This is a genomic window from Alcaligenes faecalis (assembly GCF_005311025.1).
In the GTDB taxonomy this organism is placed as follows: domain Bacteria; phylum Pseudomonadota; class Gammaproteobacteria; order Burkholderiales; family Burkholderiaceae_B; genus Alcaligenes; species Alcaligenes phenolicus.
The window spans coordinates 3,062,384-3,077,543 of record NZ_CP031747.1 but is presented as its reverse complement, the minus strand read 5'-3'; the positions used below and the strand labels follow the sequence as shown (position 1 = coordinate 3,077,543).

The 15,160-nt window shown below is 57.9% G+C and carries 11 protein-coding genes; 5 read left to right on the top strand and 6 right to left on the bottom strand.

Annotation, left to right across the window (positions count from 1 at the left end; translation table 11 throughout):
* The 4 genes from D0C27_RS19290 to D0C27_RS14105 all read left to right on the top strand — a co-directional run.
* A partial coding sequence (locus D0C27_RS19290; RefSeq protein WP_170978583.1) for a YadA-like family protein occupies nucleotides 1-3,764 on the top strand: 3,764 nt, incomplete at its 5' end.
* 74 nt (nucleotides 3,765-3,838) lie between these two features.
* Nucleotides 3,839-4,612: an OmpA family protein gene (locus D0C27_RS14115; protein WP_137431209.1), complete on the top strand. Its 774-nt coding sequence runs from the start codon at nucleotides 3,839-3,841 to the stop codon at nucleotides 4,610-4,612.
* 63 nt (nucleotides 4,613-4,675) lie between these two features.
* Entirely contained in the window at nucleotides 4,676-5,224 is a 549-nt protein-coding gene (locus tag D0C27_RS14110) for a SecDF P1 head subdomain-containing protein (protein WP_035272160.1), read from the top strand.
* Nucleotides 5,225-5,248: 24 nt separating this feature from the next.
* Entirely contained in the window at nucleotides 5,249-5,725 is a 477-nt protein-coding gene (locus D0C27_RS14105) for a hypothetical protein (protein ID WP_035271962.1), read from the top strand.
* 160 nt (nucleotides 5,726-5,885) lie between these two features.
* On the opposite strand, the gene D0C27_RS14100 is transcribed toward D0C27_RS14105, so the two are convergent.
* The 5 genes from D0C27_RS14100 to D0C27_RS14080 all read right to left on the bottom strand — a co-directional run bounded on the left by D0C27_RS14100 (nucleotide 5,886) and on the right by D0C27_RS14080 (nucleotide 13,591).
* On the bottom strand, nucleotides 5,886-8,060 hold the full coding sequence (locus tag D0C27_RS14100) for a phosphocholine-specific phospholipase C (protein ID WP_137431208.1): 2,175 nt from the start codon (nucleotides 8,058-8,060) through the stop codon (nucleotides 5,886-5,888).
* Nucleotides 8,061-8,081: 21 nt separating this feature from the next.
* Nucleotides 8,082-8,276: a hypothetical protein gene (locus tag D0C27_RS14095; protein ID WP_137431207.1), complete on the bottom strand. Its 195-nt coding sequence runs from the start codon at nucleotides 8,274-8,276 to the stop codon at nucleotides 8,082-8,084.
* A gap of 20 nt (nucleotides 8,277-8,296) precedes the next feature.
* Nucleotides 8,297-10,375 (bottom strand): LamG-like jellyroll fold domain-containing protein, encoded by a 2,079-nt coding sequence (locus tag D0C27_RS14090; RefSeq protein WP_137431206.1) that lies wholly within the window; start codon nucleotides 10,373-10,375, stop codon nucleotides 8,297-8,299.
* An 869-nt stretch (nucleotides 10,376-11,244) separates the two neighbouring features.
* Entirely contained in the window at nucleotides 11,245-12,081 is an 837-nt protein-coding gene (gene murI / locus D0C27_RS14085; RefSeq protein WP_137431205.1) for a glutamate racemase, read from the bottom strand.
* Nucleotides 12,082-12,244: 163 nt separating this feature from the next.
* Nucleotides 12,245-13,591: an aspartate aminotransferase family protein gene (locus D0C27_RS14080; RefSeq protein WP_137431204.1), complete on the bottom strand. Its 1,347-nt coding sequence runs from the start codon at nucleotides 13,589-13,591 to the stop codon at nucleotides 12,245-12,247.
* Nucleotides 13,592-13,691: 100 nt separating this feature from the next.
* Between D0C27_RS14080 and D0C27_RS14075 the strand changes: the two genes are divergently transcribed.
* Complete coding sequence (locus tag D0C27_RS14075) at nucleotides 13,692-14,615, top strand: LysR family transcriptional regulator (RefSeq protein WP_137431203.1); 924 nt, start codon at nucleotides 13,692-13,694, stop codon at nucleotides 14,613-14,615.
* A gap of 37 nt (nucleotides 14,616-14,652) precedes the next feature.
* Here D0C27_RS14075 and D0C27_RS14070 read toward each other — a convergent pair whose 3' ends face one another.
* Complete coding sequence (locus D0C27_RS14070; RefSeq protein ID WP_009459361.1) at nucleotides 14,653-15,078, bottom strand: lipocalin-like domain-containing protein; 426 nt, start codon at nucleotides 15,076-15,078, stop codon at nucleotides 14,653-14,655.
* Nucleotides 15,079-15,160: the final 82 nt, after the last annotated feature.

Genomic DNA, 15,160 nt, shown 5'->3' with positions numbered 1-15,160 from the left:
GTGGTCCAGTGATCAATGGTGACGGCATCAATATGAACGGTAAGAAGATTACCGATCTGGCCGCTGGCACGGATGACACCGATGCGGTGAACGTGTCGCAATTGAAGGATGTTGAAGAGGTTGCCAACGCAGGCTGGAACATCAGCGCCAATGGTGCAGCTGCTGAGAACGTCAAACCTGGTGGCTCGGTAGACTTTAGCAATGACGATGGCAACATCACCGTCACGCGCACCGGCACCGATCTGGCCTTCAATCTGGCCGATGATCTGACCATCGGCAACAGCATTACCGTAGGCGACACCATCGTCAATGGCGATAGTGTCACGACCACGAACCTGACTGTTGAGGGTGCCACCCGCTTGGGTGACAACTTCGAGGTCAACAACGCGGGCGATGTTATCTACAAGGGTAGCGAAGTAGCGACCCAGACCGATGGCTTGAGTTTTGCGGGTAACACCGGCGGCACCATTGCCAAGGCGCTGGGCGATGACACACCGCTGACCATTTCGGGTGAACTGGCCGAAGGCGCAGAGTCCACGGGTGCGAACTTGCGTGTCGATAGTGACGGCAACAAGTTGAACCTGGTGATGGCTCAAAACCTGACAGACATCAACAGCATCACCATCAATAACGGTGGTCCGGTGATCAACGGTGACGGCATCAATATGAACGGTAAGAAGATTACCGATCTGGCCGCTGGTACGGATGACACCGATGCGGTGAATGTGTCGCAGTTAAAAGAGGTCTCGGACGTTGCTAACGCAGGTTGGAACATCAGTGCTAATGGTGGTGCAACTGAAAACGTGAAACCCGGTGCTTCGGTGGACTTCAGCAATGATGATGACAACATCGTCATCTCGCGTGATGGCACCGATCTGGCTTTCAATCTGGCCGATGATCTGACCGTGGGTAACAGCATTACCGTAGGTGATACCGTGATCAACGGTGACAGCGTCACGGTTGGGGACACGGTTGTTAATGGCGATAGCATCACCACCAACAACCTGACTGTTACGGGTGAAACCCGCCTGGGCGACAACTTTGTAGTCAACAACGACGGCGACGTTATCTACAAGGGTGGTGAGATCGCCAACCTGAATGATGGCTTGAGCTTTGCGGGCAACACCGGCGGCACCATTGCCAAGACTTTGGGTGAGAACACACCGTTGACTATCTCGGGTGAACTGGCCGAGGGCGCAGAGTCCACGGGTATGAACCTGCGTGTTGATAGTGACGGCAACAAGCTGAACCTGGTCATGGCCCAGAACCTGACGGATCTGAACAGCATCACCATCAATAACGGTGGCCCGGTGATCAACGGCGATGGCATCAATATGAGTGGCAAAAAGATCACCAATCTGGATGCTGGCACGGATGATACCGATGCGGTGAATGTGTCGCAGTTGAAAGAGGTCTCGGATGTTGCCAATGCGGGCTGGAATATCAGCGCCAATGGTGCTGCTGCTGAGAACGTCAAACCCGGAGCATCGGTGGACTTCAGCAATGACGATGGCAACATCACCGTCACGCGCACCGGCACTGATCTGGCTTTCAATCTGGCTGATGATCTGACCGTGGGCAACAGCATTACGGTGGGCGACACCGTGATCAACGGTGACAGCGTCACCGTAGGCGACACGGTAGTCAATGGCGATAGCATCACCACTAACAACCTGACTGTTACGGGCGAAACCCGTTTAGGCGACAACTTTGTGGTCAATAACGGCGGCGATGTTACTTACAAGGGTAACGAAATCGCCACCCAGGCCGATGGCTTGAGTTTTGCGGGTAACACTGGCAGTACCATCGCCAAGACCTTGGGCGATAACACGCCATTGACCATTTCAGGTGAGTTGGCCGAGGGCGCAGAGTCCACGGGTGAGAACCTGCGTGTTGATAGCGACGGCAACAAGCTGAACCTGGTCATGGCTAAGGATCTGACGGATCTGAACAGCATCACCATCAATAACGGTGGACCGGTGATTAACGGTGCCGGCATCAATATGAACGGCAAGAAGATCACCAATCTTGCCGAAGGTACGGATGACACCGATGCGGTGAACGTATCGCAGCTGAAAGAAGTTTCAGAGGTTGCCAACGCAGGCTGGAATATCAGCGCTAATGGTGGTGCTACTGAAAACGTGAAGCCTGGCGCCTCGGTGGACTTCAGTAACACGGACGGCAACATCAACATTTCGCGTGATGGCACGGACCTGGCCTTCAACCTGAACAAGGATATTGATCTGGGCGCAGACGGTAGCCTGAAGACAGGAAACACGGTCGTGAACAACGACGGTCTGACTGTGGATGATGGGGCAGGTAACAAGACCTCCACGACTGCGGCAGGCACCACGGTCAGCAATGCCGCCGGTGACACGACTACCGTAGGCGCAGGTTCGATCACGGTGGCAGATGCGGCCGGTAACAGCACGGCTATCGGCAGCACGCAGGTCGTGGTGGGCGGAGCAAACCCGGTCACGATCAATGGTGATACCGGCCGAATCGGCGGACTGACCAATCTGACTTGGGATCCGGACAACTACACCAGCGGTCAGGCGGCCACCGAAGATCAGCTCAAGCAAGTCAATGACGTTGCCAGCGCTGGCTGGAATGTGACCGATGCGGATGGCAACAGCGCCAATATTGGCCCGAACGGCCAGGTTGCCTTTGTCGGTGACAAGAATGTCACGGTTGAGCAGACTGGCACCGATGATTCCGGACAGGTTGAAGTCAAGCTGAACAAGGACATTGATCTGGGAGCAGATGGCAGCCTGAAGACCGGCGATACCGTCATCAACAACGCAGGGGTTGCGGTAGGAAACGACGTACACCTGGGTAACACCGGCCTGATCATCAATAATGGCCCGAGCATCACCCTGGCTGGCATCAACGCAGGTGATATGCGCATCACCAATGTTGCCGCTGGTCGCAATCCGACGGATGCCGTCAATTATGGTCAGCTCCAGCCTATCGAGTCCTTCATTGGTCTGGATGGAAACGGCTCGTTTGCCTACAACGGTGGCCAGCACTCCTCCTTGAAAGATGTTCTGGACAGCATGCACTGGAATGTTGAAGCACCGACGGATGGCAAGGAAGGCGGCAATACCGGTGGTTCCAACGGCAATGGTTCCGGCTCCACAGGTGGTGGCAATAATGGCTCCGGTGACGGCACGCCTATCCACAATGGCAACACGGTGGGCTTTGTTGAAGGGGACAACATCGTTATCTCCAAGACGGACCGGGTCAATGATGCAGGCCAGACCGTTGGCGCTGATATCAAGGTGTCGGTGTCCCAGGATCTGAAGGTCAATTCCATTACGGCAGTGAATGTTCAGGCCGATGAAATTCAGATCAATAACGGTGGTCCGATCATCAACGAGAACGGCATCAATATGTCCGGCAAGCACATCACCAATGTGGCGGCGGGCGTGAATGACACCGATGCGGTCAACGTAAGCCAGTTGAATCAGGTGGCGGGCAATCTGCAAGGTCAGATCAACAATATTCGCCACGATATCAATCGTCTGGATAACCGCTTAAGTGCAGGTGTGGCGGCCGCGATGGCAACAGCGTCTCTGCCCCAGGCTTACTTGCCGGGCAAGCACATGATGTCCATGGCCGGCGGTACCTGGCGTGGAGAGTCCGGTATGGCCATTGGTTTCTCCGGTATTACCGATAACGGTAAGTGGGTTTACAAGCTCTCGGGCAATACCACCTCGCGCGGTGATTACGGTGGTGCCGTGGGTATTGGTTATCAATGGTAAGTCGGCCCTGACTCTATGGTGCATCGGCGCATTGGCGCCGATGCACAGCACACACTTTTGAAGGAATTCAGATCATGAAGAAAAATTGGTTTGGGGCTGCTTTGCTGGGCAGTCTGGTGCTTGCTGGTTGCGGAACCTTGAGTCAGGTGGACTCGGAGGGCCACACGGAAAACCCGGTGTTTCCGGAAGTGGATAAAGCGACTTTTCACACGGGCTCTTACCCGAATATCGACAATCTGCGTCAGGTCCGGGAAGGCGTGACTCGCGATCAGCTGTATGACCTGCTGGGTCGTCCGCACTTTGCCGAAGGCTTCAAGGTTCGCGAGTGGGATTACCTGTTCCACTTCAACACGGCACAGGGCATCAAGACTTGTCAGTTCAAGGTGCTGTTTGATCAGGACAAGCTGGGTCGCAGCTTTTACTGGAAGCCTAGTGAGTGTGCTTCTGTTCTGGATGCGGCGCCGAAAACCACAACCATTCAGCCATTTTCGCTTTCCGGGGACGTGGCCTTTGCGTTTGGCAGTGCGACCTTGACCAGCGCCGGTCTGAGCACGATTCGTGATATTGCAGGTCAGCTCAAGCAAATGTCCGACATCGAACGGGTGACGGTTTCCGGCCACACAGATCGGATTGGAAGTGCGGCATCGAATCAGCGTTTGTCGCAACAACGTGCCCAGACGGTACGACAGGCCTTGTCCGCCCAGGGCATTTCAGCCGCCGCAATTGTGACGCAAGGCTTTGGTCAGGACCGCCCCCTTGTGCAGTGTGATCAGCCCAATCGCAGTGATTTGATTGCCTGCCTGGCACCGAATCGTCGGGTCGATATCGAAGTTCAAGGCCAACGCTAAGTTGGATGCGGCAACCAGGCACGCACCCGTCTTGGCCGGGTGTGTGCCGTGATCGAGAAAACAATGAATATTCTGCACAAATTAGCGGTGTTGATTCTGGCTGGTGGCCTGGCTGCTTGTCAGCAAACCATGCCTCGTCATATTTCCGAACCTGTAGATCCAGCACCGCCTGTCATGCAAGGCGCGGGTGGTTCGACCAATGCCAGCACGGCGGCACCGACGGCCTCACGTGCCCAAGCTCAAACTGTTATTACCTTGCATTTGGCGCAAGAGAAAGCAGAAGCGCCCTTGGTGGCTGTGGATGTGGGGGGAACCTCGCTGTATGCGCTGCCCCAGCCTGTTTTGACGCAATCCGATCTGCACCGCGTCACCCCTGTGACCACTCAGGATCAAGGTACGTTTTTGCTACTGGAGATGAACCAGAACGGCATTAGCAAACTGCGCAGTGTCACGGCTCAGGCAAGAGGGCATTATCTGCTCTTGAGTGTGCAGGGGCAGTTGGTCAGTGTGGCTCGTATCAGTGAAACGATTTCTGATGGGCGTTTGCTGATCGGAACCCAGAACGCCCAGCATACACAGGCCATTATTAAATTGATGCAGGGTGGTCGGTGATAACAGGACTGCGTATCGCGCCCTATGTATGATTTTGATGTGGTTTTTCTCCTGATTGCACAGCCTGCATCATCGCGTGTGGGCGATATGCTGGCCCTGCATGATTATTTGGCCGGCTCCGGGGTGTGCACGACGGTAGCAACCAGTCCTACAGACCTTGCCACTTTCGGAAAGCGCTTGCGCATTCTGATTATTGACGGGGAGGGCGAGAGCGCGTTTGATGTGTACGCCGTTATTTCCGCGATGCGGCAGCTGGATAATGTTGGCATTCTGTTTCTGGCCGATGAGTCCCCCTTGTCCAGTGAGCGTGCTATGTATGCAGGGGCTGACGTTTGCTTGCCTGCCCGTACTGCTTACTCTGCTGTTTTGCGCGCGGTTGTGGAGTTGGGCAGCGCCCGGATACCGGTCCAGGTCAAAGAGGAAAGAGTGGCGACGAAAAGAAAGCGGCAACGTAGAAGGCATTACATTGGCTTGAATCTACGGTCGCGCTTTTCCCGCTAAGCTTGCTGGATCAGCGGGCTTTCAGGTCCCGTTTGACATCACTCACAATCAATAAAAAAAGCCCCGATGCCAAGCAAAGGCATCGGGGCAAAACGTGTGCGTGGTGCGCACGCACACATAGTCAGACGATAGAGAACTATAGATGCACAGCGTTTAAGTCTTACAGGTAAGCCGGAATGCCCAGAGCCGGATCGCTGACACCGTGCTCGCCAAACTCCACGCGGCCAGCGAAACGACGGTAGTAGCTTGGGTCGCTGTTGCTGCGCACCACAAAGTCGTACCAGTGACCGCTGGATTTCAGAACCCAGGATTGCTTGGCTTGCTTGCCTGGTTCCACGGTGACTTCCCATGGGCCGTCTTCGCGGTATGCCATGGACTGGATGGTGAAGGTGCAGGCAGACTGGCCGCCGTTCATCATTTCCAGATAGATGTCGCCCTTGGTCACTTCGTAGCAAACGCGAATTTCTGGACGGGCGGCTTCGGGCTGGCTCAATACGCTGACATCACCACGGAAGTGGCGGTGGAAACCATTCGGGCCCAATACCCACAGGTCGTAGTGCCCCAGATTGTTCGCCTGCACGTCCCACACATCGTCCAGAATCTGGTCGGGAGCGACCATGTAGCGGCGCGGGATACGGTCCAGGTTCAGCTTGTCGTAGACGTGGAAAACAGCGGCGGCTTTACCTGTGTTGGAGAACAGCAGTTGTACGCCTTTTTCACTGTCGCAACGGGCGCTGACGTGCAGCTCGTAGGGCAGGGCACGCGATGGACGCACACCGGTTTGCTGTACGGGAATACGCTGGTTGTCCACGGGCTGAGGCACTTGGGACAAGCGCTCTTGTGCGCTGCGGATGGAGTCGGCTTCCTGACGGCTGCGACGGCCGTTCAAGGTAGGCAGCGGCTCGTCGTTCGGGCTGGCAAAGTTGAAGGCCGAAGTCAGGTCGCCACACACGGCACGGCGGTAGGGGCTGATATTGGGCTCTATCACACCGAAGCGTTCTTCCATGAAGCGGATGACGGACGTGTGGTCAAACACTTGCGAGTTCACCCAGCCGCCACGGCTCCAGGGGGATATCACGTACATGGGCACGCGCACGCCGGGGCCAAAGACCTTGCCGTCACGGGGGGGCTGGCCCAACAGGCCTTTGGGGCTGGGGTAGTTGTAGTATTCGAACGCGATTTCGTCTTCGCTCAAGGACGTTTTGCCTGCGGGCTTGCCGGTGACCGGATCAATGGATGGCGCGGAGGGCGAAGGCACGTGGTCAAAGAAGCCGTCGTTCTCGTCAAAGTTGACCAGCAGTACGGTCTTGCTCCAGACCTCGGGGTTGGCTGTCAGAGCATCCAGCAGTTCCTGGGTGTACCAGGCACCTTGCACCGGGCTTGATGGGCCTGGGTGTTCGGAGTAATTGGCGGGAGCCACCACCCAGGAGATCTGGGGCAGATTGCCTTCTTCTACATCTTTACGCAGCTGGCCAAAGAAACCGCCATCGGGCATGGTGTTAGCGATGCCTTTGTACAGCGGGTTGCCCACATCATCCGAAGGTTCGTAAGGGGTGTTGGTTGGCTTGCCGGACTGCTCATTGGCGCGGCGATATTGCTTGAAACCTGCCAAGGAGTTGTCGGTGAAGTTGTCAGGCAGGTTCTGGTACACCTTCCAGCTGATGCCGGCTTCTTCCAGACGCTCGGGGTAAGTTTTCCATTCGTAGCCCAGCAGCGAAGAACCCAGGCTGTCCCAGGCGTTGTTCACTGTACATTCGCCGCTGCCCGAGGGCCCATTGGTACCAGTCCACAAGAACATGCGGTTCGAGTTCGTGCCAGTGTGCATGGAACAGTGGTAGGCATCGCACAGGGTGAAAGCATTGGCCATGGCGAACTGGAAGGGCACTTCGGCTTCGCGATAAAAGCCCATGGAGTGGCGGTTCTTGTGCTTGGGCCAGAAAGCCATGCGGCCGTGGTCCCAGGCCGCCTGGCCGTCCGACCAGGAGTGCGGGGTGCCGTTGACGCGCTGGGCATTCCCTTTGGTGCTGTCCAGGTGATAAGGCATCACGGTTTCGGTCGAGCTGACATTTTGCTGCCAGACGTTGCGGCCATTGGGCAGTGGAATGGTGAAGCGGTCACCAAAACCACGTACGCCTTTCAGGGTGCCGAAGTAGTGATCAAAGGAGCGGTTCTCTTGCATCAGAACCACAATGTGCTCTACGTCCTTGATGGTGCCCGTCTTGTTATTGGCCGGGATGGCGAGCGCCTTGCGGATGCTGGGAGGAAAGGCGGCCAGAGAGCCGGCTGCCAGGCTGGCACCCGTCATGTTGCGTAGGAATGTACGGCGTGAAGTCATTGTGCTTAATCTCTTAATCAATCAAGGGGCGCATTTGAGTTGCGGCGCAGGTTCTGGAGTGGGCTTGCTCGGTTCGGTCGGTCCTTCCGGCGAGCCGGTGTCATCCGAGCCGCTACCGCCGCCGCTGCCGCAGGCAGCCAGCAGCCCGCAGAACATCAGCAAGACAGATGCGCGTTTGAGGCGCTCGAAGGTAAGTGAGGTGTTCTTGGGAGTCATGAAAAGTCCTTGCGTGGCGATCAGGGTTGGAGGCTGGACAAAGGTTGGCGAGATTCATAGATGCTGGTCAGCTCGTCCGTGCTCAGGGCACGATCCCAGATGGCCAGCTCGCCAAAGTCCATGTTGATGTCGCTGCGTCCCCAGCGTTTGTAGTACTGGCCGGTAACGTCTTCGTTCAAGCCCAGTTCACCCGTGCCAGTGCCGCCCAGGGCCTGGATCGTGCGGGCTTCCAGGGCTACGGAGCTGAATTGCGCCCCTTTCTTGGGGTCGAATACGTGGCCCAGCATCCGGCCATCTGTCTTGTCGATCACGACGGCAACATAAGCCCACTCGTTGGGTGTGACGTTGTAGCCTTGGCTTTCATTACGGCCACCGCCGTAGCCGGTGTTAAAGCGGATATCGCAGCCACCGGAGTTGAACAGGCCCAGTGCAAAACCGGCGGTGTTGCCCGAGTCGTAGTTCTTGTTGGCCATGATGGAAGCGCCGTAACCCTGGCAGTTGTCGGGGGTGCGGAACCAGAAGCCGATGGTCATTTTGGGCACGCTGCTCAGGGAAAACAGGTCGCGGCTCATGGCCAGGCGGTAGCCTCGGTTGCCATTGGCATCAACATTGCTGCCCAGGATGCGCAGGCCGCCTTTGGCGGTGCTGGGGTCCAGGAAGTCGGCGGCAATCAGCTGACCGGCGGGCACGGATGGGGTGGAGGTTTGCAGGCTGCTGCCACCCTTGCTGTCGGTAAAAGGCTGGGCGTTGAAGGTGTAGTAGCTTTGCAGGCCGTTTTTCAGGGTGTCAGCCAGTTTGGGTGGGGGCTTGTAACCTACTTCTGCTTTCAGGGCGGACGCTGCCTTGCCTGTCTGGATCGAGTAATAGAGCGAGTAGATCTGCTCGGTGTCCGAGGTGGGCATTGGGTCGGAGTACTGGGTTGTGCCGGCAGGCAGGGTAGCGATCAGCTTGCCGTCGCGCATGACCTGGATTTCCTGTGAGGCGTCACCATCCAGTACCCATTTCAGGTCCACCATGTTCTTGTCGGCGGGTTTGCTGAAGGACACGTTGCGCACACGAGTTTCAGCTTGCAGTGGTGAGCCACGGAAGCGGTACTGTTCGCTTTGGATGCCCAGGTGGGACAGCACGGTGGGGGCAATGTCGATGACAGCCGCCAGGGTGTTCATGTCCGTCGTGCTGGTCACGGCGCTGTCAACGGCTGGCAAGGAGGCCAGTGTCTTGTTGGTGGCGATGAAGCTGGTCTTGTTGCGGTTGAATTGCGAGCCGGTGGTGCCGCCAAATTCGTCCAGACCATAGCTGGTGGTCAGGATGACCAACCAGTCTTCCGACGCGTCTGCCTGCTTGCGTTTTTCGATCAGGGCAAACAGTTTGTCCACGGAGGCCAGCGAGGCTTGCACGGCTTGCTGGTAGGCCTGGCCACCCAGGCCACCCTGGGATGCGGCACGGGCGGGAGCCTGGATCTGGGCCAGAATCAGGGATTTGCCTTGCTGCAGGTATTTTTCGGTTTGCTCGCTGACACAGCTGTCGGAATCGGTGCAGTTGGCCGCTTCGACGATGCGTCCGGCCTGCAGGTCTTCACCCAGCAGCTTGCGGTAGTCGGCGGCGCTCAGGGCCATGGCGGCCTGGGGCTGCTTGTCAGCCAGGGCTAGCAGGGTGGGGGCGCTCAGTGTGGGAGCGGCAGTGCCTACGCCACGCAGGCCGTGCTGGTCTGCCCAAACGCCGGTGATCAGGGAGGCCCAGCCAGGGACGGGCAGGGTGCGTTGTTCGCTGCTGGTGCCGACATAGCCGCCGGTTTGTGCGGGCGCGATGGTCAGTGATTTCAGGGCGGGGTGCTGGCCGGCCTGACGGGCTTGCAACAAGGCTTCGTAGCTCAAACCGTCGATGGTGACGATCAGTGCTTTTTTGCCACCCAGGGCCTGGGGTTTGTCGCCGGGTTCAACGGTAGGGGGTTCCGGGTCCACGCCAGGACTGGTGGAGCCATCATTGCCGCCGGAGCCACCACTACAAGCACTTAGCAGCAGGGCCATGGACAGAGTAAGCCCGGCTTGCTGCATGCGCTGCAATGCCGGGGACTTGGGAAGACGGGGAGAGAAGGTCATCAGCCACCGGCGCCAGCATACGCACCGGCGTACGCCCAGCAGCACGGACCAGGACTGCGGCAGTGAAGGTGCGCACCGCCCCGCGAACGCGAGAGCCAAACCGCCGGTCGACCGACCGCCTCGCCAGCCGGCCGGTGGGCAGGAAGCCCGGCGGGCTGGTCGGCCGCGGCAGCGCCGTGCGGCGGATGAGAAGCTCCGTCGCGGGCCAGCCCGCGCAGCTCAGCCGCCTTGAATGCCTTGTTCGTGCCGCGGCGGCGGCCGCCGCCGCCGCCAGTGCCGCGGCAGCTTGCTGAGCTTGAAGGTGGAGCAGGCTTGGGGGCGTTGGTTGCTGCTGAGTGGGGGGCAGAGCACTCTTCGTAGGCCGCTACTCGGGGTGCTGGCACAGGGGCGCGGGGCGGACCACTTGCCGACGCTGCGCGTCGGTCCCCTTGGCAGAGTGACAATCGGGGCGCAGCCTGAACTCGCCCGGTGGTTTGTCCCCCGGACAAACCACAAGCTTCGGGCTCAAGCAGCAGGCTGCTTGCATCCCCGATCGTCACTCCGCCTGCGGCAAGTGGTCTGACTCGCCCCGCGCCCCTGTGCCAGCACCCCGAGCAGTTTTCATAGGCTTCAAGAGTGAGGCCTGGAGTCTTTGTTTGGGTGGGGTGCTGGTTTGAGTTGTGATGGGGCAGGATCGTTGTTCGGGCTGACTTTAAAACCGTCCGGGGGGAGGGGCGTCATGTCATCACGTCAGTTCGAACGCTGAGTCGAGTCGAGTGGAGAGGGTGAATGGGGGGCGGTGGACCGCTAAAGCTAGTGGTCAATTAGCTGGAGCAGCCAATTCAAGCTGCTCTTATTGAACATGGCGAGAGATTGAGTAGAGGCCGTTTTTACAGCACGTTTAGCGAATGTATGGGGAATGCCAGCATGGTGGGTTCGCTCAGTCCTGTCAGGGCTTGGATGACTTTTTGGGCTTGGTCCACGGGGGCGCTGCTGATGAAGGCGCTGTTGCCTGCCTGGGCTTGTGTGTTCAGGCAGTTGGCCTGCTCCAGGCGACGGTGCACTTGCGCGGCGACGGCAAAGGACGGTTCCAGGATATGGAAGCGCGAGCCGCTGATGGCTTCGATTGTGGGACGCAGAAAGGGGTAGTGTGTGCAGCCCAGGACCAGGGTATCGGCCTGGCTTTGCAGGGCGGGGGCCAATCGTTCTTTGAGTTCTGCTTCGATTTCCGGGCCTGACAGTTGCAGGGCCTCGACCCGGTCGGCTAGCCCTGGACAGGGAATGCGTATGACTTCCACGTCGTTGGCATAGCGGTCAATCAGGCTTTGCAGGCCGCTGCTGTCCAGGGTGCGGCTGGTGGCCATCAGGGCGACGCTACGGCTACGGCTCAAGGTGGCAGCGGGTTTGATGGCGGGTTCGATGGCGATGATGGGGATGGAAAGCCTGGAGCGCAGGGCGGGGGCGGCTACCAGTGTGGCGGTGTTGCAGGCGATGACCAGCGCCTTGCAGCCCTGGTCTACCAGCAATTGAGTCATTTGCAGGGTACGCTCCACAATCCATTCGGGGGATCGGTCTCCGTAGGGAGCGTATTGGGAATCGGCCAGGTAGAGCAGATGCTCGTTGGGCAGGGATTGGCGCAGGGCACGCCAGATGGACAATCCACCCACGCCCGAATCAAACACGCCAATAGGGGCTTGTGCAAAAACGGCGGGGCGGGATGGACTCATGGCGCTGAACGATGCTTGTGGGGCAAAAATTCTATTATGGCGCTTTTGTCGTGTTTGGAGCAGAGGCTACAGCCTGGTTGACAGCGGCTGTCTCCTTTAGGCCCTGTTCCAGGTCTTGGTTGGTGTGTGGGGCGGTCTTTCCATGACCGCCCTGTTGCTGCGTTCAAGCCAGGTTCTTCAGGACGCCTCCCACTGCATCGAAGAGTGAGTTGAGTTGCTCGGGGGTAGAGGTAAAGGTGGGGCCAAATTGCAGAGTGTCGCCACCAAAGCGTACGTAAAAGCCCTGTTTCCACAGTTGTAGTCCCGCTTCAAAGGGGCGGATGGCGGGGTCGCCATTCCGTGGGGCGAGCTGAATGGCACCCGCCAGGCCGCAGTTGCGGATGTCGATGACATTCGGGCTGTCGCGCAGCTGGTGCAGGGCTTGTTCAAAATGCGGAGCCAGTTCAGCGGAGCGTTGCAGCAGATTGTCCTGTTCCAGCAACTCCAGGGCAGCCAGTCCGGCGGCGCAGGCGACGGGGTGGGCAGAGTAGGTGTGCCCGTGGCTGAATTCCACGGCGTGCAGTGGCAAGTCCTGGCCCATGAAGGTTTGGTAGATTTCCTTGCTGGCAACGACCGCGCCCATGGGGATGGCACCGTTAGTCAATTGCTTCGCCATGGTCATGATGTCGGGGGTGACGCCAAAGTATCCGGCCCCGGTATAGGTTCCCAGGCGGCCCAGGCCGGTGATGACTTCATCAAAGACCAGCAGAATGTTGTGCTGGTCGCAAATCTGGCGCAGGCGTTGCAGGTAGCCGGTAGGTGGCACCAGTACGCCTGCCGATCCGGAGACGGGTTCGACAAACACGGCGGCGATGGTGCTGGCGTCGTGCAATTCGATCAGTTTCAGCAGTTCGTCGGCCAGGGCAAGGCCCCCTGTTTCGGGCTGGCCGCGCGTGAAGGCGCAGTCTGCTTGCAGTACGTGGGGCAGGTGGTCGGCATCCATCAGTTGCCCGAACATCTTGCGATTACCGCCTATGCCTCCCAGGCTGGTGCCGGCCACGTTCACGCCGTGGTAGCCACGAGCACGGCCAATCAGACGGGTTTTGGTCGCCTGGCCTTTAATACGCCAGTACGCCCGCACCATCTTCACGACGGTGTCGGTACATTCAGAACCGGAGTTCGTGAAGAAAACATGATCCAGACCGTCAGGGGTGTGCTGGGTCAGCTTGTCGGCCAGTTGAAAAGCGGCGGGATGTCCAAACTGAAAGGCAGGGGAGTAGTCTAGTTGACCAAGTTGACGATGCACGGCTGCCTGGATTTCATGGCGAGCATGTCCGGCACCACAAGTCCAAAGCCCGGACAGGCTGTCAAAAATCTGGCGGCCATCCTGATCGTACAGCCAGTTGCCTTCGGCTTTGACCACCAGGCGCGGGTCCTGCTGGAAGTGTCGGTTCGCGGTAAAGGGCATCCAGTGGGACTGGAGATTGAGTTCACTGGCAATCTGCTGTGGCGCAAAGTAGGGTGAGTTCATGGTGGTCTCCTCAAGGCGGTGAATACCCCCAGTGTAGGCAGCTAAGTTGTTGAGTAAAATACGTTTTTATTCAACTTCACTTATTGTTTTACTCACCTATATGCAACTCAAAGGACTCTTGCAGGTTTCCGATTTTGATTTGCGTCTACTGCGTGTGTTCAGAACAGTAGCGCAAGTGGGCAGCTTTTCAGCCGCGGAAGGCGTGCTGGGCATTACACGTTCGGCCATTAGCTTGCATATGAGCGATCTGGAAAAACGTTTGGGTGGAATCCGGCTTTGTCAGCGTGGCCGGGCGGGTTTTGCCTTGACGGAAGAAGGGCGACAGGTATTGCGGGCCAGTGAAACCTTGATGGCGGCGGTGGAGAATTTCCGCAGTGAGGTGAACCAGCTGCATTCCAGTTTGCGGGGGGACTTGAATATAGGCTTGATGAATAGCCTGATCTCGCAGCCTCATATGCACATCACCTCGGCCTTGCGTGCCTTGCGGCAAAACAGTGAGGCGGTGCGCGTCCATATCAGCATGAGTACGCCGGGTGAGATTGAGCGTGGTTTACTGGATGGTCGCTTGCATATGGGCGTGCTGCCTGAAACTAATGCCTTGAGCGGGCTGGAATATCGCACGCTTTATGCCGAACCTTATTTTCTGTATTGCTCCTGGGAGCATCCTTTGTTTGCCGCGGTGCAAAAAGGGACAGTGTCTCAGGAAGCCTTGCGCCGGGCTGCGGCCATTGCGCCTGCTTATCGCATGAGCCCGGAGGCGATCGGGCAACACCAGGATCTGAATTGTGTTGCCACGGCCAGTGACCGGGAAGGAATCGCCTTTTTGATTTTGACGGGGGAATACATCGGTTTCTTGCCCGAGCACGTGGCGGCTCGCTGGGTAGAGAAGGGCCAGATGATTGCGGTGGACCCGCAGCAGCGTCAGTTTACGATTCCCTTGTCCTTGGCCATGCGCAAGGACAGGCGCGCACACGCGATTGTGGATTATTTTCTGGGCCTGTTAGATAGTGAGACTCAAAACTGAAACGGCCAGCATAAGCTGGCCGTGGGGGGCCAAGCGGTCAGACAGGCTTGGCACGATGCCACAAGAGGGTGCCTGTGCCCAGCTTGCCTGCGACGGTGATAGGCGTGCCTGTCGTCAGTTCGAGCTCATCCTGGGTAAGACGTGCCAAACGTGGTTGGGGAATACCGAGCCAATTGGGAGATAGGGACATGTCTACAAAGTGGGTAACACACTGAGAGGTTTCATCGACCTCAAATGTTCCTGCGTAGGCCAAGTATTTGTCTAGTAGCGTTTGGCTGCTGTCTTGCTCCGTTCTGTCTTTGCTACCTAGTTGCGCTGTCACATAGCCTGTTTCTGTGTACGTCAATTGCCCAATGGGATTTGGCCCAAACCCCGGGTAATTGGGCGAGCCATCTTCCGGGACAAAATCAAAGGACACCAATTGCCAGACACCGATCAGCTTGCTACGTAAGGTATGGGCCATCAAAAACTCCTGAATAGACAGTGTTGTTGCGTTATGTAACTGAGTCATCGTGCTGTCTTTTCGTTTGTTATTCAATGACTTG

Bases quoted from the DNA above. Each gene is read 5' to 3' on its own strand.
- D0C27_RS14115 (WP_137431209.1), top strand. From the start codon at position 3,839: ATGAAGAAAAATTGGTTTGGGGCTGCTTTGCTGGGCAGTCTGGTGCTT.
- D0C27_RS14110 (WP_035272160.1), top strand. From the start codon at position 4,676: ATGAATATTCTGCACAAATTAGCGGTGTTGATTCTGGCTGGTGGCCTG.
- D0C27_RS14105 (WP_035271962.1), top strand. From the start codon at position 5,249: ATGTATGATTTTGATGTGGTTTTTCTCCTGATTGCACAGCCTGCATCA.
- D0C27_RS14100 (WP_137431208.1), bottom strand. From the start codon at position 8,060: ATGACTTCACGCCGTACATTCCTACGCAACATGACGGGTGCCAGCCTG.
- D0C27_RS14095 (WP_137431207.1), bottom strand. From the start codon at position 8,276: ATGACTCCCAAGAACACCTCACTTACCTTCGAGCGCCTCAAACGCGCA.
- D0C27_RS14090 (WP_137431206.1), bottom strand. From the start codon at position 10,375: ATGACCTTCTCTCCCCGTCTTCCCAAGTCCCCGGCATTGCAGCGCATG.
- murI (WP_137431205.1), bottom strand. From the start codon at position 12,081: ATGAGTCCATCCCGCCCCGCCGTTTTTGCACAAGCCCCTATTGGCGTG.
- D0C27_RS14080 (WP_137431204.1), bottom strand. From the start codon at position 13,591: ATGAACTCACCCTACTTTGCGCCACAGCAGATTGCCAGTGAACTCAAT.
- D0C27_RS14075 (WP_137431203.1), top strand. From the start codon at position 13,692: ATGCAACTCAAAGGACTCTTGCAGGTTTCCGATTTTGATTTGCGTCTA.
- D0C27_RS14070 (WP_009459361.1), bottom strand. From the start codon at position 15,078: ATGGCCCATACCTTACGTAGCAAGCTGATCGGTGTCTGGCAATTGGTG.